We start from the raw sequence: 25,657 nt of genomic DNA, 5'->3' as shown, positions 1-25,657 counted from the left end.
CACGGCAGCCCTCGGTGAAGGGCTGCCTGCGATCAGACGGCGTCGCTTCGTTTCGAGCCGGCTTCCAGTCCGGCCTTGAGGCTGGCCTCGACGAACTCGTCGAGATCGCCGTCGAGCACCTTCTGCGTATCGCTGCGCTCGATCCCCGTGCGCAGGTCCTTGATGCGGCTCTGATCGAGCACGTAATTGCGGATCTGGCTGCCCCAGCCGATATCGGACTTCGTCGCCTCGACGGCATCGCGCTCGGCGTTGCGCTTCTGGATCTCGAGCTCGTACAGCTTCGCGGCCAGCATCTTCATCGCGTTGTCGCGGTTCTGGTGCTGGCTGCGCCCGGTCTGGCAGGCGACCACGATCCCGGTCGGTACGTGCGTGATGCGCACGGCGGATTCGGTCTTGTTGACGTGCTGGCCGCCGGCGCCGGACGAGCGGTACACGTCGGTCTTCAGGTCGGCCGGGTTGATCTCGATGTCGATGTTGTCGTCGACCTCGGGCGATACGAAGACCGATGTGAAACTCGTGTGCCGACGGTTGTCGGAGTCGAACGGCGACTTGCGCACGAGCCGGTGCACGCCGGTCTCTGTCTTCAGCCACCCGTATGCGAAATCGCCTTCCACGCGCAGCGTCGCGGACTTGATGCCCGCGACGTCACCGCCGCTGGCCTCCATCAGCTCGGTTTTCCAGCCGCGCGATTCGCACCAGCGCAGGTACATGCGCAGCAGGATCTCGGCCCAATCCTGGGCCTCGGTACCGCCCGCGCCCGCTTGGATGTCGACGAACGCGCTTGCGTTGTCCATCTGGCCGGAGAACATGCGGCGGAACTCGAGCGCCTCGACCTGCTTCGCATAGCCGTCGACGTCGGCGACGACGGCCTTGGCCGTGTCCTCGTCGTCTTCCATCTCCGCAAGCTCCAGCAGCTCCTCGGCGCCGACGAGGCCTTCGGTGAGCGATCGGATGCCGAGCACGACCTTCTCGAGCGACGCACGCTCACGGCCCAGGGCCTGCGCGTTCTCGGGGTTGTTCCAGATCTCGGGGCTTTCGAGCTCCCGGTTTACTTCTTCAAGACGTTCGACGCGGCGGTCGAAGTCAAAGATACCCCCTCAGCGAATCCAGCCGTTCCCGAAGGTCGGCGATTCGCTGGCGGACGGGATTCAGCTCGATCATGTCGGGCGTCGTTGGCGTGATGGAGAGCGGCGGATTCTAGCATCGGCGTCCTCGACGGGCACCGATGAACGCGTGCCACGCACCACTTTCGGCGGTGTGCCGGCTTAACGGACCCGCCTTTTCTCCAGCTTCCGGGCCAGCGTGCGCCGGTGCAGCCCGAGGCGCCGCGCCGCCTCCGAAATATTGAAATCCGACTCGGCGAGCGCTTCGTGGATGTGCTCCCACTCGAGCGTCTTGATCGAGGTCTTGCGTCCTGCAACCGCAACATCGGTGTCGCCGGCGCCGCGCGCGAACGCGGCCTCGATGTCGTCGGTATTCGATGGCTTGGCCAGGTAGTGGCGCGCGCCGAGCTTGATCGCCTCGACCGCAGTCGCGATGCTGGCGTAGCCGGTCAGCACGACGATCACCGTCTCGGCATCGTGTGCGTGCACGGTCCGCACGCAGGCCAAGCCGGATGCATTACCCGCGAGCTTGAGGTCGATCACCGCGTGCGTGGGCGAGAACTCGTCGAGCAACGCGGGCAGCCCCTCGTGACTCGGCAGCACCCGCACGGCGTAGCCCCGCCGCTCGAACGAGCGCGCGAGCGTGCGCGCGAAGTCGGCGTCGTCCTCCACGATTACCAGTCGCCGCTCAGCGTCCATCGTCCACCTCTTCGATCGCGATTGATGCCAGCGGCAGCGTCATGCGCACCTGCGCCCCGCCCTGCGGCCGCTGCGTCACTCGCAGATTTCCGCCCAACGAGCGCGCCACATTGGCGGACAGGAACAGCCCGAGCCCGCCGCCCGGCCGGCCCTTCGTCGAGTTGTACGGTGCTCCGAGGTTGTCGAGCACCTCACGGTCGAAGCCGGGCCCGTTATCGCTCACGGCGAGCACGAGCTCCCCGTCGCGGCAGGCGGCCTCGAACATGACCCAGTCGGGCGATACCTCGATCGCGTTGTCGAGCACGTTCCACACCATCTGCTGCAGTCCGGTGTCGGCCACGATGCGCCGGTCGGCGTCTAGCGTGCGTTGATAGCGGAACCCGGCCGCGCCATGCAGCGCCTGCCATTGCTCGGCAAGCCCATCCAGAAACGCGGCCAGTGTGGTCTGCTCGGGCGCCTCCCCGCGGGTTTCGCCGGCCACCAGCAGGATGCGGGTCACGATCGACTTGCAGCGTTCGACCTGGGCCTGCATGTCAGCGACCTCGTGCATGAGCTCGGGCTCGGCACGCACCTGCGGTAGGTGGCGCCAATCACCGAGGATGACGGACAGCGTCGACAGTGGTGTGCCGAGCTCGTGCGCCGCGCCCGAGGCCAACAGCCCCATGCGCACGATGTGCTCTTCCTCCGCCGCACGGCCGCGAAGCTCGGCAAGACGGGCGTCGCGCTCGCGCAGGATGCGCGCGATGCGGGAAATGAACACCACCAGCAGCGCGGCCACCAGCAGGAAGCAGATCAGCAGACCCTGCAGGTAGTGATTCGCCAAGCCGCTCGACGCGCCCATGCGGATCTGCACCGGCGCGGGCAGCAGCACCAGCGCGAGCACACAGGCCGTCGTCGCGGCGGCGATGATCCAGCTCGACGACGGACGCAGCAGCATCGTGCCCAGCGCGACCTGCAGCACGTACAGGAACACGAACGGGTTGGTGATGCCGCCGCTGAGGTAGAGCTGCAGCGTCAGCGACGCGACGTCGATGAGCAGCGCGAGCAGCAGCGCGCGCTCGGATACGCCCGGGCGGCGCTTCCACCACAACTGGCTGCCGAGGTTGAACGCGGCGAGCCCAGCGAGCACGACCAGCATCCACGGCAGCGGCAGTTCGATGCCGATGCCGAAGTGCACGACGAGGATGGTCGCCAGCTGGCCGAACACGGCGATCCAGCGCAGCTGGATCAGCTGCTGCATGTTGCGCAGGCCAGCGCGATCCGGAATGCGCGCCCCGCGGACCTGCGGGATCGTCTCAGCCATGGCGTCGCAGTCGCGGCATCAGGTTCAAGCGTCGATCTCCTGTGGGTCCGCGTGGGCTGCCCTGCCGCTGCGTTCGATCCGCCACAGCCGCAGCCCGGCCCACGCGGTGAGTGCGGCGAGCGCGAACCAGGTAAGAGCGTACGCCAGATGGTTGTCGCGGAAGCGCACGACGGTCAGGCCGGGTCTCGGCCAACGGTTCTGCGCTCGCCCAGCGGGGGCTGCCGCGTCGACGAAGAACGGCGCGGCAGCGGCCGGTGGAAGACCACGCGCCTGCGCGATCGCCCCAGTGTCCCGTGAGTACCAGCGGTCTGCTGACGGGTCATTCCGTCGCAGGAACCCACCTCCCGGCTCGCTCATCCTCAACAGGCCGGTCACTGTTACCAAGCCGGCGGGGACCGGGTCGGGCTGGGCGTGCGCCGCGACGAAGCCACGATTGATGAACACGACCTCCCCTGCCTCGGAGCGCAGCGCCGAGAGCACCCAGGAACCACTGCCGAGTTCGGTGAGCGCCTGCGTTCGCGCCTCGACACCGGGAACGTACTCCCCGGACACGCGGACGCGACGGTATTCGTCCGAAACGGCGTTGACCTGCGGCCATCGCGAGCGCCGAGGAATCGGCACCGGCGCCGCATTAACTCGCGCCTCGACGCGCTCGATCAGCCCGCGCTTCCACTGCATTCGCTGCAGCTGCCACCCGCCAAGCGCGACGAAACCCAGGCAGGCGATCGCGAGTGCGAACGCGAGCGCCAGAAACGCCGGACGGCGCCGCCCCGGGTCGCGCCCGTGGCGGGACGCGGTGTTCACAGCACCGATTGCGACGCCGCGTGCTCGGCGTGCGCGTCGTGCCCGCCCGGCATCATGTTCGAGTTCATGTGGTGCATCACCCACAACGAACCTGCCAGCACGATCACCACGAGTACGCCGGTGAACACGAGCGCGAGCAGGTTCCAGCCGCCTTCCGAGCGCGGATTCATGTGCAGGAAATACACCATGTGCACGACGATCTGCAGCGCGGCGAACACGAGGATGACGCCCGCGATCACCGCCGGACTGACGACCGCCCCGCCCATCACCAAACCGAACGGAACCGCGGTCAGCAGCACCGAGAGCACGAAGCCGGTCGCGTAATCCCGAAGCGAGGCGTGCGGAATGCCGTCGCCGGCATGGGCGTCGTGGCCGTCGTGCCCGTGGCTCGAATCATGTGAACCGAAAGCGCTCATGGCAGCACACCCATCAGGTAAACGAAACTGAAGACGCCGATCCACACCACGTCGAGGAAGTGCCAGAACATCGACAGGCACGCCACCCGCCGGGCATTGGCCGGCGTGATCCCGTGTCGGCGCAGCTGCACGCACAGCACGACTAGCCAGACCACGCCGAACAACACGTGCAAACCGTGCGTGCCCACCAGCGCGAAGAACGCGGACAGGAACGCGCTGCGCTGCGGGCCGGCACCGAGGTGGATCAGGTGCGCGAACTCGTACATCTCGACCCCGAGGAACGCGAGACCGAGGACGCCCGTCGCCGCCAGCCAGCCGACGAGCCCGCGCAGGCTGCGCCGCTGCATCGCGATCATCGCCAGCCCGTAGGTGATGGACGACACCAGCAGGATGCCGGTGTTGATCGCAACCAACGACAGGTCGAACAGGTCCCGACCCGACGGCCCGGCCGCGTAGCTGCGCGAGAGCACACCGTAAGTGGCGAACAGGCACGCGAAGATCATCAGGTCGCTGAGCAGGTACAGCCAGAACCCGAACAGCGTGCCGTTCTGCGGATGGTGTTCACCCTTCGTATCGAGGAACACCGGCGGGGCATCGCCCCGCGCGAGTGCGATCGAGTCAGCCATGGACGAGCTCCAGCTGCTGCGTGCGCGCAGCCTCGGTTGCGGCGACCTCCGCCGCGGGAATGTGGTAGTCGCGGTCGTAGTTGAAGGTATGTGCGATCGAGTACGCGACGATCGCGAGCAGCGACGTAGCCGCGAGCCACCACACGTGCCAGACCAGTGCGAAGCCGCATACGAGGCTCAGCGCCGACAGCACCACGCCGGCCGAGGTATTGCGCGGCATGTGGACCGGCAGGAAGCCCGCGACCGGCCGCTTGAACCTGCGCCGCTTCATGTCCCACCACGCATCGCTGTCGTGCACGACCGGGGTAAACGCGAAGTTGTACGCAGGCGGCGGCGAGGAGGTCGACCATTCGAGCGTGCGCCCGTCCCATGGATCGCCTGTGACATCGCGCAGCTCCTCGCGGCGGCGCACGCTCACGTAGATGCAGTACAGGAACGCTGCGATGCCGACCGCGATCAGGACCGCGCCGAACGCCGCGATCTGGAACCAGATCTGCAACGACGGGTCGTCGAAGTGGCTCATGCGACGCGTCACGCCCATCAGGCCGAGCACGTACAGCGGCGTAAACGCGAACCAGTAGCCGACGAACCAGAACCAGAAAGAGACTTTGCCCCAGCGGTCATCGAGGCGGAAACCGAATGCCTTCGGGAACCAGTGCGTCATCGCCGCGAATAGCCCAAAAACGACGCCACCGATGATCACGTTGTGGAAGTGCGCAACCAGGAACAGGCTGTTGTGCAGCACGAAGTCCGCCGGCGGCACCGCGAGCAGCACGCCGGTCATGCCGCCAACCACGAACGTCACCATGAAGCCGATCGTCCACAGCATCGGCACTTCGAAGCGGATGCGGCCGCGGTACATCGTGAACAGCCAGTTGAAGATCTTCGCGCCCGTCGGGATCGAGATGATCATCGTCGTGATGCCGAAGAATGAGTTGACGCTCGCGCCCGACCCCATCGTGAAAAAGTGGTGCAGCCACACGAGGTAGGCGAGCACGGTGATGCACACCGTCGCGTACACCATCGACGAGTAACCGAACAGACGCTTGCGCGAGTACGTGGAGACGATCTCGGAGAACACGCCGAACAGCGGCAGGATCAGGATGTAGACCTCCGGATGGCCCCAGATCCAGATCAGGTTCACGTACATCATCGCGTTGCCGCCGAGGTCGGCGGTGAAGAAGTTCGTACCGACGTAGCGGTCGAGCGTCAGCAGCGCGAGCACCGCGGTAAGCACCGGGAACGACACCACGATCAGCACGTTCGTGCACAGCGAGGTCCAGGTGAAGATCGGCATCTTCATCAGGGTCATGCCGGGTGCGCGCATCTTGACGATGGTCACCAGCAAGTTGACGCCTGATAGCAATGTCCCTATGCCGGCGATCTGCAACGACCATATGTAGTAGTCGACGCCGACGCCCGGGCTGAACCCGATGCCCGACAGCGGCGGCATCGCAAGCCAACCGGTCGCGGCAAATTCGCCGAGGAACAGCGAGGCCATCATCAACGCGGCGCCGCTGGTCGTCATCCAGAAGCTGAAGTTGTTGAGGAACGGAAACGCGACGTCGCGCGCACCGATCTGCAGCGGTACGAGGTAGTTCATGAGCCCCGTGACCAGCGGCATCGCTACGAAGAAGATCATGATCACGCCGTGCGCGGTGAAGATCTGATCGTAGTGATGGGGTGGCAGGTAGCCGAGGTTGTCGCCGAACGCCATCGCCTGCTGCAGGCGCATCATCAGCGCATCGGCAAAGCCGCGCAGGAGCATCACCAGCCCCAGTACGACGTACATGATGCCGATCTTCTTGTGGTCGATGCTCGTGAACCAGTCGGTCCACAGCCGGCCCCACAGCTGATACCGGGTAATCACCGCGAGTAACGCGATGCCCGCGATCGCGGTCGCAACGAATGCGCTGCCGACGATGGGATCGTGCAGCATCGCAAGCGAATCCACCGATAGACGACCGAACAGCATCGACGCGGGCTGGGTGGCGGTTTCGGAGGACATCTGGGCGTTACCTGTAGACGGGGCAGTCCGTTGCCGGGATCACGGTGCGGCGTGCGTAGCGGCGGCGCCCGAGGGCGGGAGCTGCGGCGGGTCGTTGGCCATGGAGACATCGGCAGCGACGTAGGCGCCCAGTCGGGCATCGCCGCGTCGTGGCATGGCGAGCCGGTCGAGGCCCTGCAAGCCGAGCCCGCCACCGGCATCGATCGCCATCATCTGGTCCATGCACAGCCGGGTGCTGTCGACACAGCGGTTGACCACGGCCTCGAACAGGCCGGAATCGACGCGCGTGTAATGACGGACGGGCTCGCGCTGGCTGGGCTTTTCAAGTTCGAGGTACGCTCGGCGCGACAATGCGAGCGGACTTGCCCGCACCTTCGAAACCCAACGGTCGAAGCCCTGCTCGTCCAGCCCATGCAGGCGGAAGCGCATGTGCGAAAAGCCTGCGCCGCTGTAGTTCGCAGACAGGCCCTGGTAGCTGCCCGGTGCGTTGATAACCGCGTTGAGTTCCGTCTCCATCCCCGGCATGCCGTAGATCATTCCGGCCAGCGCCGGCACGTAGAACGTGTTCATGACCGACGAGGCGGTGATGCGGAACCGGACCGGACGGTCGACAGGGACCGCGACTTCGTTGACCGTGGCGATCCCCTGCTCCGGGTAGACGAACAGCCACTTCCAGTCGAGTGCGACGACCTGCACTTCCAGCGGCTTCACGCCGGCCGCGACCGGGCGGTCCGGGCCGATCCGGTCGAGCGGCCGATACGGATCGAGCAGGTGCGTGCTGATCCACGTCACCGCGCCGAGCGCGATGATGATCAGCAACGGCACGCCCCAGATCACGAGCTCGAGCTGCGTCGAATGATCCCAGTCGGGCGTGTAGGTGGCAGCGCGGTTGCTGGCGCGATAACGCCACGCGAACAGCAGCGTCAGCGCGATCACTGGCACGATCACGATCAGCATCAGCACGGTGGCGATCACGATGAGGTCGCCCTGGCGGGCGGCCACGTCGCCGGCGGGATCGAGCACGACAAGATTGCAGCCGCCCAGCATCGCCATCGCAGCGGCGAGCACGACGAGTGACAGCAGGCGACGGGCGAGTGGCATGGCGGCGGCAGGTCGTTGGATCACGCCGACCACTCTAGGGACGCGCGCGCAGGCGTCACATTGGACACTTTGTCCTATCGCCCGCGGCGCCGGTGTCTGCGAGCCTGTGCATCCACCCATCAGGTGCCGCTGCTATGTCCGCCCCGCTCGCCCATCTGCATCCCGACGCGAAAGCCACGTCGCATGACCACGTCGTCAGGGCGCATGGCGATGTCGCGCCGGGCGAGATCGCGGTCGGCGTGGTGGTCGGGCGCGCGTCGGAGTACTTCGACTTCTTTGTGTTCGGCATCGCCTCGGCGCTGGTGTTCCCCGCGCTGTTTTTCCCGTTCGCCGACCGCCTGACGGGCACGTTGTACTCGTTCGCGGTGTTCGCGCTCGCTTTCGTCGCGCGGCCGCTGGGCACCATCGCGTTCATGCACATCCAGTCGCGCTGGGGGCGCGGGCCGAAGCTCACGCTTGCACTGTTCCTGCTTGGAACGGCCACCGCGGGCATCGCATTTCTGCCGGGCTACGCGACGCTCGGGACCGCGTCGATCGTGCTACTCGCGTTCTTTCGGGTACTGCAGGGCGTCGCGCTCGGCGGTTCCTGGGACGGGCTGCCTTCGTTGCTCGCGCTGCACACGCCCAAGCCGCGCCGCGGCTGGTACGCGATGCTCGGCCAGCTCGGCGCGCCGCTTGGATTCATCGTTGCGGCCAGTGTGTTCGCCTTTATCTACGCAAGTCTCGAGGAGCGGGATTTCCTCGCATGGGGCTGGCGTTATCCGTTCTACGTGGCATTCGCGATTAACGTCGTCGCCCTGTTCGCGCGCCTGCGGCTCGTCGTGGCTGAGGAGTACCAGAACAGCATGGAGCGGCTCGAGCTGGCGCCGACGCCCGTGACCGAGCTGTTCCGCGCAAAGGGCCCGCACGTCGTCATCGGCGCATTCGCCGCGCTCGCGAGCTACGCGCTGTTCCATATCGTGACGATCTTCCCGCTGTCGTGGCTGCTGCTCTACGGCGGGCGGTCGATCGTCGACCTGCTGCTGGTGCAGGTGCTCGGTGCATTCGTAGCGGCCGCGGGTGTTGTCGCCTCAGGCTTGATTGCCGACAGGCTGGGCCGTGCGCGCACGCTCGCGAGCCTGGCCGTTGCGATCGCGATGTTCAGCGGCTTCGCGCCCACGCTCATGGAAGCCGGCCGCACCGGGCAGGACGTGTTCATCGTGCTCGGCTTTGCGTTGCTGGGCCTGTCGTACGGCCAGGCGGCCGGAACGGTGACCGCGAATTTCGGCTCGCGCTACCGCTATACCGGCGCGGCGCTCACGTCCGACCTGGCCTGGCTCATCGGCGCTGCGTTCGCACCGCTGGTGGCACTCGCGTTGTGCGCGCGCTTCGGCCTGGAGTGGCTGGGCGTGTATCTGCTCTCGGGCGCGGTGGCGACGCTGGTCGCGCTCGGGGTAAACCGGATGCTGCACTACAAGAGCTGACGGGACGCCACTGCGTCGGCCTCTGCTTTCGCTGGCGTTACCGCACCCAGCGATCACGCACGGAAGCGTGCGCACGGTCGGCCGCGGACGGCTGGCGGTAACGCGGCGACTGCAAGCACATCGTTAAGCAAGCGTCGGCCGCGACGCTTGCTTCAGCCGCTCAGCACTGCTCAGGCAGGTTCGCGATGGCAGACGACGAGCTGCACAGCATCGCCGCCCCGGTAATCGTCCGGCTCCAGTCGGTACGCGATGCGCACGCGCGTCGGCGGCGGGTCGCCATTCCACCCACCGAACTCGATCGCGTTGAGGCGCCGGCCGCGGAGACCGAGCTCGAGCTTCAGGTGCCGGGTGCCGACCACACGCCAGTTCAGCACCTCGAAATCACCGTCGAACTGCGGCTCCGGGAATCCCTGCCCCCACGGCCCGCCGTCGCGCAGCGCTTCGGCGATGTTGCGGCAGAAGTCGTCCGGCGAGAGCTCACCGTCGCTCAGGACATCGGCTTGCAGCAGCTCGGGCGTCAGCGACGCCTGCGCGTGTCCACGAAACGCCTCGTGGAACGCATCGAAGGCGTCCGCGCGCAGCGAAAGCCCAGCCGCCATCGCGTGTCCGCCAAACCGGTCGATCAAGCCTGGCGCGCGGGCCGCCACGACGGCCAATGCGTCGCGAACGTGGAAGCCCGGAATCGAACGCGCTGAACCGCGGAGGCTGTCGCTGCCGGGCTCGGACGGTGCAAACGCGACAACCGGCCGATGCAGGCGCTCCTTGATCTTCGACGCGACCAGTCCGACGACACCGGGATGCCATTCGGCATCGTAGAGGCAGATCGCCACGGGCGCCGAAGCGCCATCGAGCGTCACGCGCGAAAGTGCGCGCTCCGCGTCTTCGGTCATCTGCTGCTGCACGGCGCGACGTTCGCCGTTGATCTCGTTGAGCATGGCCGCGATCTCGCGCGCCTGGCCGATGTCATCGGTCAGCAGGCATTCGATGCCCAGCGCCATATCCTCGAGGCGCCCGGCCGCGTTGAGACGCGGGCCGACCGCGTAGCCGATGTCGGTGGCCGTCAGGCAACGCTCATCGCGACCGGACACTTCGATCAGCGCCCTGAGGCCCGCACAGCCCTGCCCGGCGCGCAGCCGCCGCAGCCCTGCACTGACGAGCGCGCGATTGTTCGTGTCGAGAGCCACCAGGTCGGCGACGGTGCCGACCGCCACCAGGTCCAGCAGTACCGCAAGGTCCGGCCCCGGCCCGGTGAACGCGCCCTGCTCCCGCAAACGCCGGCGCAGCGCAAGCAGCACATAGAACACGACGCCGACGCCCGCCAGCGCCTTGCTGGGGAAGCCGTCGCCCTGAAGATTCGGATCGACGATCGCATCGGCGGGCGGCAGCGTTTCACCGGGCAGGTGGTGATCGGTCACCAGGACTTTCCAGCCCCGCGCCTTCGCCGCGCGGATGCCGGCATGGCACGCGATGCCGTGGTCGACGGTCACCAGCAGGTCGGGCTGCAGCGACGCCAACTCATCGACGAGCGCAGGCGATAGGCCGTAGCCATGCACCATGCGGTTGGGCACCGCGTGCGAGACCCGGCGGGCGCCGAGCATGCGCAGCCCTCGGACGCCGACCGCACACGCGGTCGCGCCGTCGCAATCGAAATCCCCGACCACGACGATGTGGCGATCAGCGCGAATCGCATCGACCAGCAGCTTCGTAGCGGCGTCGAGTCCGCCGAGCAGATCAGGTGGCAACAGATGCGCGAGCTTCGGCTGCGCCTGTTCGATGACCGTCGCGCCGCGCGAGGCGTAGAGGCGGGCCAGCAGCGGCGGCAAGTGTGCCGGCCACAGGCCAGGCGCCGCCGCAGGTCGGCGACGCAAGCGCGCGAGAGGCCTCATTCGTCGCGCGGCGTGTCGGCAGCAGCCAGCTCGACCACGGGGCCGCGCCAGATCCGCCAGCGCTGCGCCGCGGACAGCCGGTACTCGACGCCGTCGTCGAACAACAGGCGCACTCCGTCGACACGGCGCGCTTCCAGCGCCTGACCGATCGGCGCCAGCCAGCGCTCGTGCAAGGCTTCGATCCCGCGGACGTGGCGAAGGTCGAATGCCGACTTCGCGGGCTCCGGTACGGCCGTCCAGCGCTCGGGCAATGCCTCGCACCGGACCGATGCCGCGGCTGCGAACGCATGCGCGACTTCGTCGTCAGTGGCAAGCGCGTCTACTGCGGACGCAACGCGGTCCGGCTTCGCGCCGGTGCCCCAGAACCACACCGAATTTACCGAAGGAAGTCCCTGCGCCGCGCGCTGGGCATTCATCGGATGGTTGTGCAGCACGACCTGGCACTCGCTGAGCAGCGCGCGCCAGCGCCTGCCTTCCGCCGATGCGGGCGTGGCGTCCGCGGGCAGATGGTCGAAGAAGTCGGCGCCCAGCGCCTCGTCCGGCGAGGTGAAACGCGGCAGCTTCGAACCCGACGGCAGGCGCACGTACCAGCGGTGCGGATGCGGCGCGTCGAGCGCGTAACCGGCGTCGCCGAACAGCGGCCGCAGTGGCACCAGCAGCGCATCGGCCTGCTCGCGCGTCAGCCCGAGCGCGCGGCCATGCGCGAGCAGCCGCGCTCCGTTGATCTCGGCGCGGACATGCGCTGGATCGGCCCGCAACCAGCACGCACCGGCGGCGTCGCCCGCGTCGCGCTCCCGCGTGACCGCCGCGACGGGCCAGCCGCGCGGAAGAACGTCGAACAACTGCTCGAGCGCCGAACCCTTGAACTCGGAGCGGTCACCCCGCGCAAGCCAGCGCCCGAGGTCGGGCGGTACGCGCTGTCCGGCCAAGCGGTCGCGCCCCGGAAGCAGCAACGTCAGCGACGTGCGCACGGAGGGGCTCATCCGAGGTAACGGACCCCGATGATTTCGTACTCGCGTGTGCCGCCGGGCGCTTCGATGGTGACGGCGTCGCCCTCGTGCTTGCCGATCAATGCGCGCGCCACGGGCGACGAGATCGCGATCAATCCCTGTTTGATGTCGGCTTCGAGGTCGCCCACGATCTGGTAGGTGCGTTCCTCGTCGTTGTCGACGTCAGCCAACTGGACCGTCGCACCGAACACGACGCGAGAGCCCGCGTTGAGCGTAGACACGTCGATGACCTGCGCGTGGGACAGCTCGGCCTCGAGCTGCTTGATCCGGCCTTCGATGAAGCCCTGCTGCTCGCGCGCGGCCGCGTATTCCGCGTTTTCTTTCAGGTCGCCATGCGCGCGTGCTTCGGCAATGGCATGGATCACGGCCGGCCGCTTGACCGACTTGAGTTCCTCGAGCTCGGCGCGCAGTCGCTGCGCGCCCTTCATGGTGATCGGCGCTCTCATCTCGTTCTCTCGTGCCGGGCTTGCCGGCCATCCAAGGCAATGGCGGATTGTGCCGCGGAATGCGTCGCAGGTGCCGATATTGGCGGCACGGTCCGATCGTCGCGTGTGTCGTCCCGGGCAGGGCCTGGCCCCGCCCGGGACTGCAGCGGGCCTCAGGCCGCGCCGATTTCCGCGTGCAGTTCCTGCAGCGACCAGACCGGGCCGGTGCCGCGGTACTCCAGCGACTGCAGCAGCGCACGGGCACCGGCAATCGTGGTCGAGTACGTCACTCGATGCTGCAGCGCTTCGCGGCGGATCGAGAACGAATCGGCGATCGCCTGGCGGCCTTCGGTGGTGTTGACGATGTAGACGATCTCGCCGTTCTTGATCAGGTCGACGATGTGCGGCCGGCCTTCGGTGACCTTGTTGATCGTCTCGCACTCAACGCCATGCTCACGCAGGTACTTGGCCGTGCCGCCCGTCGCAACCAGCGTGTAGCGACGCGCGAGCAGCTCCTGGGCCACCGACAGCACGCGCTTCTTGTCCGGGTCACGTACCGAGATGAACACCTTGCCGCTGCTCGGCAGCGGACGGATGCCACCGGCCTCCTGCGCACGCGCCATCGCCGCGCCGAAGTTGCGACCCACGCCCATCACCTCGCCCGTCGAGCGCATCTCCGGCCCGAGGATCGGGTCGACGCCCTGGAACTTTGCAAACGGGAAGATCGCTTCCTTGACCGAGTAGTAGTCGGGAATGATCTCCGCGGTCGCGCCCTGCTCGGCCAGCGTCTTGCCGGCCATGCAGCGGGCCGCGATCTTTGCCAGCGGCATGCCGGTCGCCTTGGAGACGAACGGCACCGTGCGCGACGCGCGCGGATTCACTTCGAGCAGGAAGATCGTGTCCTCACCCTGCTCGTTCTGCTGCACCGCGAACTGCGTGTTCATCAGGCCGACGACGTTCAGCGCGCGTGCGAGTGCAACGACCTGCTCGCGCAGGCGTGCCTGCGTGGCGGCCGACAGCGAATACGGCGGCAGCGAGCACGACGAGTCACCGGAGTGCACGCCGGCCTCCTCGATATGCTCCATCACGCCGCCGATCAGCACGTTGCCCTCGCGATCGGCGATCACGTCGATATCGACTTCGACCGCGTTGTCGAGGAAGCGGTCGAGCAGCACCGGCGAATCGTTCGACACCTTCACCGCGTCGCGCACGTAACGCGCGAGGTCGGCATCGGAATAGACGATTTCCATCGCGCGACCGCCCAGCACGTAGCTCGGACGTACCACCAGCGGATAGCCGACCTCGCGGGCGAGGATGATGGCTTCCTCGGGGTTGCGGGCGGTGCGGTTCGGCGGCTGCTTGAGGCCGAGGTCGTTGACGAGCTTCTGGAAGCGCTCGCGATCCTCTGCAAGATCGATCGAGTCCGGCGAGGTGCCGATGATCGGCACGCCGTTCGCCTCGAGCGCCTGCGCGAGCTTGAGCGGCGTCTGGCCACCGTACTGCACGATCACCCCGCGCGGCTTCTCGAGATCGGCGATCTCGAGAACGTCCTCGAGCGTCAGCGGCTCGAAATACAGGCGATCGGATGTGTCGTAATCGGTCGAGACGGTCTCCGGGTTGCAGTTGACCATGATCGTCTCGTAGCCGTCATCGCGAAGCGCGAGTGCGGCATGGACGCAGCAGTAGTCGAACTCGATGCCTTGGCCGATGCGGTTCGGTCCGCCACCGAGCACCATGATCTTCTCGCGGTCGGTCGGGTTCGACTCGCACTCGTCCTCGTAGGTCGAGTACATGTAGGCGGTGCTCGTGGCGAACTCCGCCGCGCACGAGTCCACGCGCTTGTAGACCGGACGCACACCGAACGCGCGGCGCAGCGCACGCACCGCGCCTTCGTCCGTATGCGTCAGCTGTGCAAGTCGAGCGTCGGAGAAACCCATGCGCTTGAGCGCGCGCATGCGGCGCGCGTCGAGCGAGGCCAGACCGCCGGCGGTGACTTCCTGCTCGGCCGCGATCAGCTCCTCGATCTGATCCAGGAACCACGGATCGACGAACGACAGCGCATGCACTTCCTCGACGCTCATGCCGGCGCGGAACGCATCGCCGATGTGGAACATGCGCTCGGGGCGCGGCTCCTTGAGCTCGCGACGCAGCGCGGCCATGCCGTCTTCCGACGCGAGGTCCAGGCCGGTCGGATCGAGGCCCACCTTGCCGGTCTCGAGCCCACGCAGCGCCTTCTGCAGCGACTCCTGGAACGTGCGGCCCATCGCCATGACTTCGCCGACCGACTTCATCTGCGTGGTCAGGCGCGCGTCGGCCTGCGGGAACTTCTCGAATGCGAAGCGCGGGATCTTGGTGACCACGTAGTCGATCGACGGCTCGAACGATACCGGCGTCGCACCGCCGGTGATTTCGTTGCGCAGCTCATCCAGCGTGTAGCCGACGGCGAGTTTCGCGGCGACCTTCGCGATCGGGAAGCCGGTCGCCTTCGACGCCAACGCCGAGGAACGCGAGACGCGCGGATTCATCTCGATGACCACGACGCGGCCGTTCGCCGCATTGATGCCGAACTGCACGTTCGAACCGCCGGTATCGACGCCGATCTTGCGCAACACCGCGATCGACGCATCGCGCAGGCGCTGGTATTCCTTGTCCGTCAGCGTCTGCGCCGGCGCGACGGTGATCGAATCGCCCGTGTGCACGCCCATCGCATCGAAGTTCTCGATCGAGCAGACGATGATGCAGTTGTCGGCCGTGTCGCGCACGACCTCCATCTCGAATTCCTTCCAGCCCAGCACCGATTCCTCGACGAGGATTTCGTGGACCGGCGAGAGCTCGAGGCCGCGCTTGGCGATGTCCTCGAACTCTTCCTTGTTGTACGCGATGCCGCCGCCGGTGCCGCCGAGCGTGAAGCTGGGGCGGATGATCGTCGGGTAGCCGACCGTCGCCTGGATCTCGACCGCCTGCTCGAAGGTCTTGGCGACCGCGGCCTTCGGGCACTCCAGGCCGATCTCGGCCATCGCGACGCGGAACAGCTCGCGGTCCTCGGCCATGCGGATCGCATCGCGCTTCGCGCCGATCAGCTCGACGTTGTACTTCTCGAGCACGCCGTTGTCGGCGAGGTCGAGCGCGCAGTTGAGCGCGGTCTGTCCGCCCATTGTAGGCAGCAGTGCGTCGGGCTTTTCCTTGGCGATGATCTTCTCGACCGTCTGCCAGTTGATCGGCTCGATGTACACGGCGTCGGCCATGTTCGGGTCGGTCATGATCGTCGCCGGGTTGCTGTTGACGAGCACGACGCGGTAGCCCTCGTCACGCAGCGCCTTGCATGCCTGGGCGCCGGAGTAGTCGAACTCGCAGGCCTGGCCGATCACGATCGGGCCGGCGCCGATGATCAGGACGGTTTTGATGTCGGTGCGCTTTGGCATGGGGTCCTCAGTAAAGTCTGTCCTGCCACGCGTGGGGCGCGAGCCAGGTGATCCGATCGGCCGATCCTGAATTGATCGCACCGTTTTGCACGGCCGCGAGTACGCGCTGCCGCATCAGGGTCCAGCTTTCAGCTTCGGCACCGATCCGGGCGCCGATGCGGTTGTTGTGCGCATCCATCGCGCGTGCGGCCGAGCCCAGGCCGTCGCGCTCCATCACCGTGGTAACCCAGTCGACGCAGCGCGGTGACAGCGTGTACGCCACCGTCGCGCTCGCAAGCGAGTGCCGGTACGCGTCGGCGGGCCCGTGACGCCCGCCGGGCAAGCCGGCCTGGAAGAAACTCCAGTAGACCGTCGTAAGTACGAACAGCGGATAAGCGGAAAGCAGCATTGCCACGGCGACCGCTGCGACAAGCCAGCGTCTGCGCGCCGCCGCGCTTTCCGCCGGCGTTTTCACTTCGCCATCGACTGCACGAACCGGTCGAACAGCGGCGCCACGTCATGCGGTCCGGGGCTCGCTTCAGGGTGGCCCTGAAAGCTGAACGCCGGCGCGTCGGTCAGTTCGATGCCCTGGTTCGATCCGTCGAACAGCGAGCGGTGGGTCACGCGGACGTTGGGCGGCAGCGTTGCCTCATCGATCGCGAAGCCGTGGTTCTGGCTCGTGATCATCACCTTGCCCGTCGCAAGGTCCTGCACCGGGTGGTTCGCGCCGTGGTGGCCGAACTTCATCTTGACCGTCTGCGCGCCGACCGCGAGGCCGAGCAACTGGTGACCCAAGCAGATTCCGTAGGTCGGCACCTTGCGGTCGACGAACTCGCGGATCGCTTCGATCGCGTAGTCGCACGGTGCCGGATCACCTGGACCGTTGGACAGGAACACGCCGTCCGGATTCATCGCCAGCACGTCGGCCGCTGGCGTCTTGGCAGGCACGACGGTCACGCGACAGCCGCGCTCGGTCAGCATGCGCAGGATGTTGAGCTTGCAACCGAAGTCGTACGCGACGACGTGGCAATGCGAATCGGTCTGCGCGAACTCATTGCGGTCGAGGTCGAGCTGGCCGTCGCGCCACTCGTACGATTTTCCGGTCGAGACTTCCTTCGCGAGGTCCATGCCCTTCAGGCCGGGGAATTTGCGTGCCGCCTCGAGTGCCTTCTCGACGTCGATATCGCCCGCCATCAAGGCGCCGTTCTGCGCGCCACGATCACGCAGCAGCCGCGTGAGCTTGCGCGTGTCGATGTCGGCGATCGCGACCACGCCACGCTCGGCGAGCCACTGCGGCATCGGCTTCTGGCTGCGCCAGCTGCTGGGGCGCCGCGGCACGTCGCGCACGATCAGGCCGGCAGCCCAGACCGCCGTGGCCTCATCGTCCTGCCCGGTGACACCGGTGTTGCCAACGTGCGGGTACGTCAGCGTCACGATCTGCCGTGCGTACGACGGATCGGTGAGGATTTCCTGGTAGCCGGTGATGGCCGTGTTGAATACGACTTCGCCGACGGTGAGGCCGGGCGCGCCTACGGAAACGCCCTCGAAGAGGGTGCCGTCTTCGAGGACGAGGATTGCGGGTTGGGTCACGACGATCGCCTTCGCTGCCGAGAGAGGTCTGACGCCACCGTGCGCGACCCGTTGAATTCGGGCTGCAGCAAAGCGCGGACGCGGTGCGGGACCGGTCCTGCGAGCGGGGTTCAGGCGAGCGGGAATTCTAGCCGTGAAGGGGCATCAGCGCCAGCACGGCCGTTTGCTGCGAGTCAGGAGATCAGGTCGCGCAGCCGGTAAAGCCCGGGCGCCCGCGACGAAAGCTGCACCGCCGCATGCAGTGCGCCACGCGCGAAGATGTCGCGGTTGGTGGCGCGGTGGATGAGCTCGATGCGCTCGCCGGCAGTCGCGAACTGCACCGTGTGCTCCCCCACGATGTCCCCCGCACGCAGCGATGCGTAGCGTGGCTCGGCGCCGCCGAGGGCCGCGAACTCACCCAGCGTCAGCGCCGTTCCGGACGGCGCGTCCTGCTTGTGTACGTGATGGGACTCGACGATGTCGCAGTCCCAGCCGCGAAGCATCGCCGCCGCGCGTTCGACCAGTTCGCCGAGCACTGCCACGCCGAGGCTGAAGTTTGAGGCCGAGAGCACCGGGATGCTCCTCGCTGCCACGTCCAGCGCATCGCGCTGGTTCTCACCGAGCCCCGTGGTGCCCGAGACGAATGCGGCGCCGCGCTCGAGGCACAGGGCGAGGATCGGATCAAAGCCCTGGGGCAGGCTGAAGTCGATTCCGACGTCGAAGCCCGGCGCACCGCCGAGTTCGCTCGCAGCAAACTGGGGGACGCCGTCGACGACCCGCTGCGCCGGCACGCCGCGGGAGACCGCCGCGACGACCCGCAGGTCCTGCCGCTCGGCCGCGAGGCGGAGCACGGCCTGACCCATGCGGCCGGAGGCGCCGTGAACGAGCACGCGCACCGCATCTTTCGTGTTCGGATTCGTCATGCGCAAACGTTAGCGGCGCACTGCCGGCACAACAAGAGCGTCCGACGCCGGGGACCTTTGCCCGGCGTGCTCAGGACGTCATGCGATCCCAGAACCCCTTCACGCCGTCGATGAACGTCGACGAGCGCGGGGAGTGCCGCCGCGAGGCGACGTCACCGACGAATGTGGCTTCGAATCGTTCAAGCAGGTCGCGCTGCTCCGCGGTCAGGTTGACCGGCGTTTCGACCGCCACACGGCAGTACAGATCGCCCGGGGCGCGGCTGCGCACCGATTTGACGCCCCGGTCGCGCAGGCGGAACAGCTTGCCGCTCTGCGTCTCGGCCGGGATCTTCAGCTCGACTTCGCCATTGAGCGTCGGTACGCGGATCGTGTCACCGAGGGCGGCCTGCGTGATCCGGATCGGCACTTCGCAGTGCAGATCGTCGCCGTCGCGCTGGAAGATCTCGTGCTCACGTACGCGCACGTCGACGTACAGGTCACCCGGTTGCGAACCCGCGGGCCCGGCCTCGCCCTCGCCCGTCAAACGGATGCGGTCGCCGGTGTCGACGCCGGCCGGAATCTTGACCTGCAGGGTCTTGGTGCGCTCCACCCTGCCCTGGCCGCGGCAGTCGGTGCAGGGCTTGGAAATCGTCTGGCCGCGCCCGCCGCAGTGCGGACACGCCTGCTGCATCGAGAATATGCCGCGCTGGAACCTGACCTGGCCCCGGCCATGGCACGTCGCGCAGGTTTCGACCTTGCCGTCGGCCGAGCCGCTGCCGGTGCAGGGCTCGCACTCCTCCAGCGTCGGAATCTCGACCTTCTTGTCAACGCCGAACACCGCCTCCTCGAGCGACAGCTCCATGACGTAGCCCACGTCGGCACCGCGGCGCGGCCCACGTGCGGCCCCGCCGCCGAAGATGTTGCCGAAGATATCGCCGAAGATGTCGCCCATGTCGGCGTAGCCGGCCGCGCCGCCACCGCCCATGCCGTGCTCGAACGCGGCATGGCCGTGCTGGTCGTACATGCGCCGGCGGTTCGCGTCCGAGAGCACTTCGTACGCTTCCTTGCATTCCTTGAATGCGGCTTCCGCAGCGGCATCGCCGGGATTGCGGTCCGGATGGAATTTCATCGCGCAGCGACGATAGGCCTTCTTCAGGTCGTCATCGCTTGCATTGCGGGCCACGCCCAGGACTTCGTAGTAGTCGCGCTTGCTCATGGAGCGGTGATTCGGCTTCTTGATTCAGGGTCGGCGGACGCCGCGGTGCGGCATTCTGAAAGGAAAACGGGAACCGGAAGGTGCTGGCCTTACCGATTCCCGCTCCCGGTTACCGGATGCCGGCCTTACTTGTTGTCGTCCTTAACTTCGGTGAACTCGGCATCGACCACGTCATCTGTCTTTGCCCCCGAAGCCTGCGGCCCCGCGCCGCCCATGTCCGGACCTGCCTGCTGCCCGGCCGCGGCGGCGGTCAGCGACTGCATGACCTCCTCCAGCCCGCGGCTCTTGGCCTCGATCTGGGCCTTGTCGTCGCCCTTCATCGCGGTCTCGAGCTCGGCAATTGCACCCTCGGCGCGACCGATCGCCTCACCCGGCAGCTTGTCGCCGTTGTCCTTGATCGTGCTGCGCGCCGTGTGGATGAGCGCATCGGCGTGGTTGCGGGCCTGCACCAGCTCCTGGAACTTCTTGTCCTCTTCGCGGTGGGTTTCGGCGTCGGCGACCATCTTCTGGATCTCCTCCTCCGACAGTCCCGAGCCGGCCTTGATCTCGACCTTCTGTTCCTTGCCGGTCTTCTTGTCACGCGCGGTGACATGCACGATGCCGTTGGCGTCGATGTCGAACGAGACTTCCACCTGCGGCATGCCGCGCGGCGCGGGCTCGATGCCAGTCAGGTCGAAACGCGCCAGCGACTTGTTGTAGCGAGCCTGGTCACGCTCGCCCTGCAGCACGTGCACGGTCACCGCGGACTGGTTGTCCTCGGCGGTCGAGAACGTCTGCGAGGCCTTGGTCGGCACCGTGGTGTTCTTCTCGATGATCTTGGTGAACACGCCACCGAGCGTCTCGATGCCGAGCGACAGCGGGGTCACGTCGAGCAGCAGCACGTCCTTGACCTCGCCCGCCAGCACGCCGCCCTGGATTGCCGCGCCGATCGCGACGGCCTCGTCCGGGTTGACGTCCTTGCGCGGCTCCTTGCCGAAGAACTCGGCCACAGCCTGCTGCACCTTCGGCATGCGGGTCTGGCCGCCGACGAGGATGACCTCGCTGACCTCGCTGGCACGCAGGCCGGCGTCGTTGAGCGCGATGCGGCACGGCTCGATCGTCTTCTTGACCAGATCATCGACCAGCGCCTCGAGCTTGGCGCGGGTGAGCTTGATGTTCAGGTGCTTCGGGCCCGACGCATCGGCCGTCACGTACGGCAGGTTGACGTCGGTCTGCTGCGAGGACGACAGCTCGATCTTCGCGCGCTCGGCCGCGTCCTTCAGGCGCTGCAGCGCCAGCGGATCCTTGCGCAGATCGATGCCCTGCTCACGCTGGAACTCTTCCACGAGGTAATCGATGACGCGCTTGTCGAAGTCCTCGCCGCCGAGGAACGTGTCGCCGTTCGTCGACAGCACTTCGACCTGCATTTCACCGTCCACCGACGCGATCTCGATGATCGACACGTCGAACGTACCGCCGCCGAGGTCGTACACCGCCACCTTGCGGTCGCCGCCCTTCTTGTCCATGCCGTAGGCGAGCGCCGCCGCAGTCGGCTCGTTGATGATGCGCTTGACGTCGAGGCCGGCGATCTTGCCTGCGTCCTTCGTCGCCTGGCGCTGGCTGTCGTTGAAGTACGCCGGCACCGTGATCACCGCTTCGGTGACGGGCTCGCCGAGATAGGCTTCGGCCGTCTTCTTCATCTTCGCGAGCACTTCGGCCGAGATCTGCTGCGGCGCCATCTTCTTGCCGTCGGCCGCGGCGACCCAGGCGTCACCGTTGTCGTGCTGCGTGATGCCGTACGGAACCAGTCCGATGTCCTTCTGCACTTCGGCGTCGGTGAACTTGCGGCCGATCAGGCGCTTCACCGCGTAGAAGGTGTTCTTCGGGTTGGTGACGGCCTGGCGCTTGGCCGAGGCGCCCGCGAGGACTTCGCCGTCCTTTGTGTACGCGATGATCGACGGCGTGGTGCGATCGCCTTCGGCGTTCTCGATGACCTTCGCCTTGCCGCCTTCCATTACTGCCACGCACGAGTTCGTCGTGCCCAGGTCGATACCGATGATCTTGCCCATGGTGGTGCTCCCTCTCAATCTGGAATTAGGTGGGCGGCCGCGCCGCCGATGTCCGCTATCTGGGGGCCGCGCCCCGCTGTTCAAGGCTTATTCGTGGCGCGAGACGACGACCAGCGCCGGCCGCAGCAGCCGCTCGTTGAGCAGCCAGCCCTTCTGGTAGACCTGCACCACATGGCCCGGGGGGTGCGCCGGGCTCTCGACCATGCTCATGGCCTGGTGATGCTCGGGGTCGAACGGCTTGCCTGCCGGATCCACCGCAGTCAGCCCGTTGTCTGCCGCCACTTTCAGCAACTGTCGCAGGGTGAGTTCCATGCCTTCGCGCATCGGCCCGGTATCGTTTCCGGCTGCTGCAAGCCCGGCTTCGAGGCTGTCGATCACCGGAAGCAAATCGCCGAGCAGGCGCTCGTTCGCGAACCTGCGCGCCAGATCGACATCACGCTGCAGGCGCTTGCGCTGGTTGTCGAGCTCGGCACGCTCGCGCAGTGAGTCTTCGCGGATCCGCGCCAGCTCGGCACGCATGCTCTCGAGCTCGCTGCTCTCCTGTGGGGCCTCGGCGGCGGTGGACTCGGTGGGCTCCTGCGTCGATTCTGTGGTCATGCAGCGGGTTCCTCGGCGTGTTCGCAATGGACCCGCTTGCTATGGGGCACCGCCCCGCAGCTTTCAAGGCGGCCGCGCCGGATCGCCCGCTTCACGAAACCTGAATCGACGTACCTTGCCGTCTCAGCCGTCGGCGCGAAACGCGTCCCCTAGCGCATCGGCCGCTGCCTGTACGACCGGGATTACTCGGTCGTACGCCATCCGCGTCGGACCGATCACGCCCAGCACACCGAGCACCTGGCCCTCGGGCACGCCACCGGCGCGATACGACGCGGTCACGACCGACACGCCCTCGAGCGACGCCAGGCCCGTTTCCTCGCCAATGAAGATGCGCACGCCCGGCGCGTCGACGGTTTTCTCGAGCAACTGTAGGATCTCGCGCTTGCGGGCGAAGGCCTCGAACAGCTCGCGCAGCCGTTCGAGGTCGGACAGCTCCTGCAGCCCCATGAGCCGCGTTTGCCCGGCGAGCACCATGTCGTCGCGCTCGGGCGCCAGCACCTGCTCGGCCAGTTCCACGGACTGCGCGAGCAACGATTCCATCTCGGCGCGTGCGCTGCGCAGTTCGTGCAGCAGCGTGCGGCGGATGTCAGTCATGGACCGACCCGCAAAGTGCGCGTTGAGGTAGTTGCCGATGCGCTCCAACTCGCTCGCGTCGTACGGCCGCCGGGTCTGGATGACGCGGTTCTGCACGTCGTTGTCGGCGAATACGAGGATGCCGAGCACGCGCTGCGCATCGAGCGGCAGGAACTCGATTCGGCGGAACGCGAACTGCTCGCGCCGCGGCACGCTGACCACACCGACGAAGTGGGTCATCGCCGACAACAGTTCGGATGCGCTGCCAAGCAGTGCCTGGGTTCCCGATCCCGCCGGCAGCTTACCGCGCAGCCGTGCGAGGTCGGCTTCGGGCAGCGGGCGCACCTGCAGCAGCGAGTCCACGAACAGGCGATAGCCCTGCGCCGTGGGAATGCGGCCGGACGACGTGTGCGGCGCGCTGAGCAGCCCGGCGTCCTCGAGGTCGGACAGGATGTTGCGAATCGTTGCCGGGCTGACGTCCAGCCCTGCGTGGCGTGCAAGCGTCTGGGAACCGACCGGCTCACCGCTGTGGATGTAACGGCCGATCAGCGTGCGCAGCAGCTGGCGCGCGCGGGGATCAAGGGTCGGATCGGCAGGACGGCGGCTCATCGACCACCATATAAGCCGGGCTCCGCCATCAAGCAAGCGTGATGCCGGAGGGCATCGCAACCGGTGAGATCGCCCGCCAATCCAATGTGCAGGCTTCGCGTCGCCGGCCCGGCAAGGCACAATCCCCGCACTCATGCTCGCCCATCTCTCACTCAAGCAATTCGCTGTCGTCGATGCCGCGGAGCTCGCGTTCGGGCCCGGCCTGACCGTTATTTCCGGTGAAACCGGCGCCGGCAAGTCGTTGTTGGTCGATGCGCTCGGCCTGTTGTCGGGCGCGCGCGCCGACAGCGGCGTCGTGCGCCACGGTGCCGACCGTGCCGAACTGGTCGGTGAGTTCGACCTCGCCGACGCGCCGCTCGCCCTCGACTGGCTGCGGGAGCGTGAACTGCATGACGGCGATGGAGATCCGCGCTGCCTGGTGCGCCGCGTCGTTCGCGCGGACGGCGGCTCGCGCGCGTGGATCAACGGCAGTCCGGTGACTCTGACGCAGCTCGGCGAGCTGGCCGGACGAATGGTCGAGATCCATGGCCAGCACGAACATCAGGCGCTGATGTCGAGGGGCAGCCAGCTCGACCTGCTCGACGCATTCGGACGCACCGGCGCGCTGCGCGAGGCGGTGGCCGAGGCGGCACGGCACTGGAGCGGGCTACTGCGCGAGCGCGAAGCACTGCAGGCCCGGGGCGACGTGTCCGATCGCATCGCCTGGCTCAGTCACCAGCACGCGGAACTCGAACGCGACGCGCTCGAGCCCGAGCCCCTTGCGCGACTGCTGGCCGAACACCGGCGCCATGGCCACGCGTCCGACCTGATCGAAGCCTGCGAGCGCGCGTCGCTGCGACTCGGCGGCGAGGACGGACCGTCGATTTCGCGCACGGTGCAGCAGGTGCGGAACGAGCTGCAGCGCGCCAGCGAGCACGAGCCGAGGCTGAGCGAAGTCGACGGGATGCTTGACCTCGCGGTGATCCAGCTCGACGAGGCGCTCGCGCTGCTCGACCGGGTGCGCAGCGATCTGGACCTCGATCCGGCCTCGTTCGAAGCCCTGGACCGCCAGCTTGGCCGCGTGCACGAACTGGCGCGCAAGCACCGGGTCTCGCCCGACCAGCTGGCCGAGCGGCGCAACGAGATCGCGCTGGAACTGGAGCAGCTCAGCGGCGCGACAACGCGACTCGAAACGCTGGACAGCGAGATCGCCGCCGCTCGGAACGCCTGGCGGATCGCGGCCGGGCACCTGAGCGAGGCGCGCCGCGCAGCCGCGACGACGCTTGCCGCATCGACGACCGAGCTGATCGCCGAACTCGGCATGGGCGGTGGCCGCTTCGACATCCAGTTCGAGCCGACCGACGACGACCGCCCGGATCCGAACGGTGGCGAGCGCGTGGAATTCCTCGTCGCGGCCAATCCCGGCCAGCCGGCGCGCGCGCTGCGCAAGGTGGCGTCGGGCGGCGAACTGTCGCGAATCTCGCTTGCGATCGAGGTGGCATCGCTGGGCCTGGATGCAGTACCGACGATGGTGTTCGACGAGGTCGACACCGGTATCGGCGGTGCGGTCGCACACATCGTGGGCCAGAAACTGCGGGCGCTCGGCGCACGGCGGCAGGTGCTATGCGTCACCCATCTTCCCCAGGTGGCGGCGCAGGGGCACGCCCATTACCGCGTCAGCAAGACGAAGCAGGAAGGTCTGACGCTGAGCGCGGTGCAGGTACTGAGTGCGCGTGAGCGCGAGGAAGAGATCGCCCGCATGCTCGGCGGGGTCGAGCTGACGCGCGAGGCGCGCGCGGCGGCGAAGCGGCTGCTCGCGGACGTCGGCTAGTCGAGCGCGACGGGCTTCCAGGTTCCGGTTCGGCGCGCTGCTTCCGGACGAGCAGGGGGTTTTTTCCGTGACGGTCGAAATGGCTGAG

The 25,657-nt window shown here is 67.3% G+C and carries 21 protein-coding genes; 2 read left to right on the top strand and 19 right to left on the bottom strand.

What is annotated here, in order from left to right:
* Positions 1-32: 32 nt before the first annotated feature.
* The 8 genes from prfB to cyoA all read right to left on the bottom strand — a co-directional run bounded on the left by prfB (position 33) and on the right by cyoA (position 8,084).
* A protein-coding gene (prfB, locus tag ACFFGH_RS08660; RefSeq protein WP_386667036.1) for a peptide chain release factor 2 occupies positions 33-1,161 on the bottom strand; the annotation gives its coding sequence in 2 pieces (ribosomal slippage) (positions 33-1,085 and positions 1,087-1,161; 1,128 coding nt in all).
* Between the two features lie 104 nt (positions 1,162-1,265).
* Complete coding sequence (locus ACFFGH_RS08655; protein WP_386667033.1) at positions 1,266-1,802, bottom strand: response regulator transcription factor; 537 nt, start codon at positions 1,800-1,802, stop codon at positions 1,266-1,268.
* Positions 1,792-3,105 carry an ATP-binding protein gene (locus ACFFGH_RS08650; RefSeq protein ID WP_386667031.1) on the bottom strand — a complete coding sequence of 438 codons (1,314 nt, stop codon included), beginning with the start codon at positions 3,103-3,105 and terminating at the stop codon, positions 1,792-1,794. The genes ACFFGH_RS08655 and ACFFGH_RS08650 overlap by 11 nt, the downstream gene beginning before the upstream one ends.
* A gap of 24 nt (positions 3,106-3,129) precedes the next feature.
* Complete coding sequence (locus ACFFGH_RS08645; RefSeq protein WP_386667028.1) at positions 3,130-3,909, bottom strand: SURF1 family protein; 780 nt, start codon at positions 3,907-3,909, stop codon at positions 3,130-3,132.
* Complete coding sequence (cyoD, locus tag ACFFGH_RS08640; protein WP_386667025.1) at positions 3,906-4,325, bottom strand: cytochrome o ubiquinol oxidase subunit IV; 420 nt, start codon at positions 4,323-4,325, stop codon at positions 3,906-3,908. The genes ACFFGH_RS08645 and cyoD overlap by 4 nt, the downstream gene beginning before the upstream one ends.
* Positions 4,322-4,951, bottom strand: a complete 630-nt coding sequence (cyoC, locus tag ACFFGH_RS08635; RefSeq protein WP_386667022.1) for a cytochrome o ubiquinol oxidase subunit III — start codon at positions 4,949-4,951, stop codon at positions 4,322-4,324. The genes cyoD and cyoC overlap by 4 nt, the downstream gene beginning before the upstream one ends.
* On the bottom strand, positions 4,944-6,959 hold the full coding sequence (gene cyoB / locus ACFFGH_RS08630; protein WP_386667019.1) for a cytochrome o ubiquinol oxidase subunit I: 2,016 nt from the start codon (positions 6,957-6,959) through the stop codon (positions 4,944-4,946). Before cyoB ends, cyoC begins: the two co-directional genes overlap by 8 nt.
* Positions 6,960-6,998: 39 nt before the next feature.
* Complete coding sequence (gene cyoA / locus ACFFGH_RS08625) at positions 6,999-8,084, bottom strand: ubiquinol oxidase subunit II (RefSeq protein WP_386667017.1); 1,086 nt, start codon at positions 8,082-8,084, stop codon at positions 6,999-7,001.
* 110 nt (positions 8,085-8,194) lie between these two features.
* Here cyoA and ACFFGH_RS08620 point away from each other — a divergent pair, with 110 nt between their 5' ends.
* Positions 8,195-9,523, top strand: a complete 1,329-nt coding sequence (locus tag ACFFGH_RS08620; protein WP_386667016.1) for an MFS transporter — start codon at positions 8,195-8,197, stop codon at positions 9,521-9,523.
* A gap of 170 nt (positions 9,524-9,693) precedes the next feature.
* On the opposite strand, the gene recJ is transcribed toward ACFFGH_RS08620, so the two are convergent.
* The 11 genes from recJ to hrcA form a co-directional block, all read right to left on the bottom strand.
* Positions 9,694-11,409 (bottom strand): single-stranded-DNA-specific exonuclease RecJ, encoded by a 1,716-nt coding sequence (gene recJ, locus ACFFGH_RS08615; RefSeq protein ID WP_386667014.1) that lies wholly within the window; start codon positions 11,407-11,409, stop codon positions 9,694-9,696.
* On the bottom strand, positions 11,406-12,392 hold the full coding sequence (locus ACFFGH_RS08610) for a phosphoglycerate mutase (protein ID WP_386667011.1): 987 nt from the start codon (positions 12,390-12,392) through the stop codon (positions 11,406-11,408). The genes recJ and ACFFGH_RS08610 overlap by 4 nt, the downstream gene beginning before the upstream one ends.
* The gene (gene greA, locus ACFFGH_RS08605) at positions 12,389-12,865 is read right to left on the bottom strand and encodes a transcription elongation factor GreA (RefSeq protein ID WP_386667009.1); all 477 of its coding nucleotides are present in this window, start codon (positions 12,863-12,865) and stop codon (positions 12,389-12,391) included. Before greA ends, ACFFGH_RS08610 begins: the two co-directional genes overlap by 4 nt.
* Before the next feature lie 152 nt (positions 12,866-13,017).
* Positions 13,018-16,266: a carbamoyl-phosphate synthase large subunit gene (gene carB / locus ACFFGH_RS08600; protein ID WP_386667006.1), complete on the bottom strand. Its 3,249-nt coding sequence runs from the start codon at positions 16,264-16,266 to the stop codon at positions 13,018-13,020.
* Positions 16,267-16,273: 7 nt separating this feature from the next.
* The gene (locus ACFFGH_RS08595; RefSeq protein WP_386667003.1) at positions 16,274-16,720 is read right to left on the bottom strand and encodes a DUF6973 domain-containing protein; all 447 of its coding nucleotides are present in this window, start codon (positions 16,718-16,720) and stop codon (positions 16,274-16,276) included.
* Positions 16,717-17,835: a glutamine-hydrolyzing carbamoyl-phosphate synthase small subunit gene (carA, locus tag ACFFGH_RS08590; RefSeq protein WP_386667001.1), complete on the bottom strand. Its 1,119-nt coding sequence runs from the start codon at positions 17,833-17,835 to the stop codon at positions 16,717-16,719. Before carA ends, ACFFGH_RS08595 begins: the two co-directional genes overlap by 4 nt.
* Before the next feature lie 173 nt (positions 17,836-18,008).
* Positions 18,009-18,737: a 4-hydroxy-tetrahydrodipicolinate reductase gene (dapB, locus tag ACFFGH_RS08585; protein ID WP_386666998.1), complete on the bottom strand. Its 729-nt coding sequence runs from the start codon at positions 18,735-18,737 to the stop codon at positions 18,009-18,011.
* A 70-nt stretch (positions 18,738-18,807) separates the two neighbouring features.
* Positions 18,808-19,932: a molecular chaperone DnaJ gene (gene dnaJ, locus ACFFGH_RS08580; protein WP_386666996.1), complete on the bottom strand. Its 1,125-nt coding sequence runs from the start codon at positions 19,930-19,932 to the stop codon at positions 18,808-18,810.
* A 125-nt stretch (positions 19,933-20,057) separates the two neighbouring features.
* A complete protein-coding gene (gene dnaK / locus ACFFGH_RS08575; protein ID WP_386667455.1) occupies positions 20,058-21,980 on the bottom strand; it encodes a molecular chaperone DnaK in 1,923 nt (640 codons plus the stop codon).
* Between the two features lie 87 nt (positions 21,981-22,067).
* Positions 22,068-22,577 (bottom strand): nucleotide exchange factor GrpE, encoded by a 510-nt coding sequence (grpE, locus tag ACFFGH_RS08570; RefSeq protein WP_386666993.1) that lies wholly within the window; start codon positions 22,575-22,577, stop codon positions 22,068-22,070.
* Between the two features lie 123 nt (positions 22,578-22,700).
* Positions 22,701-23,759 carry a heat-inducible transcriptional repressor HrcA gene (gene hrcA, locus ACFFGH_RS08565; RefSeq protein WP_386667453.1) on the bottom strand — a complete coding sequence of 353 codons (1,059 nt, stop codon included), beginning with the start codon at positions 23,757-23,759 and terminating at the stop codon, positions 22,701-22,703.
* 133 nt (positions 23,760-23,892) lie between these two features.
* Here hrcA and recN point away from each other — a divergent pair, with 133 nt between their 5' ends.
* Complete coding sequence (gene recN / locus ACFFGH_RS08560) at positions 23,893-25,569, top strand: DNA repair protein RecN (protein ID WP_386666990.1); 1,677 nt, start codon at positions 23,893-23,895, stop codon at positions 25,567-25,569.
* The last annotated feature ends 88 nt before the right edge of the window (positions 25,570-25,657 follow it).

Source organism: Lysobacter korlensis, assembly GCF_042434515.1.
The sequence above is the reverse complement of the archived record's forward strand: the minus strand, read 5'-3'. Positions and strand labels throughout refer to the sequence as shown.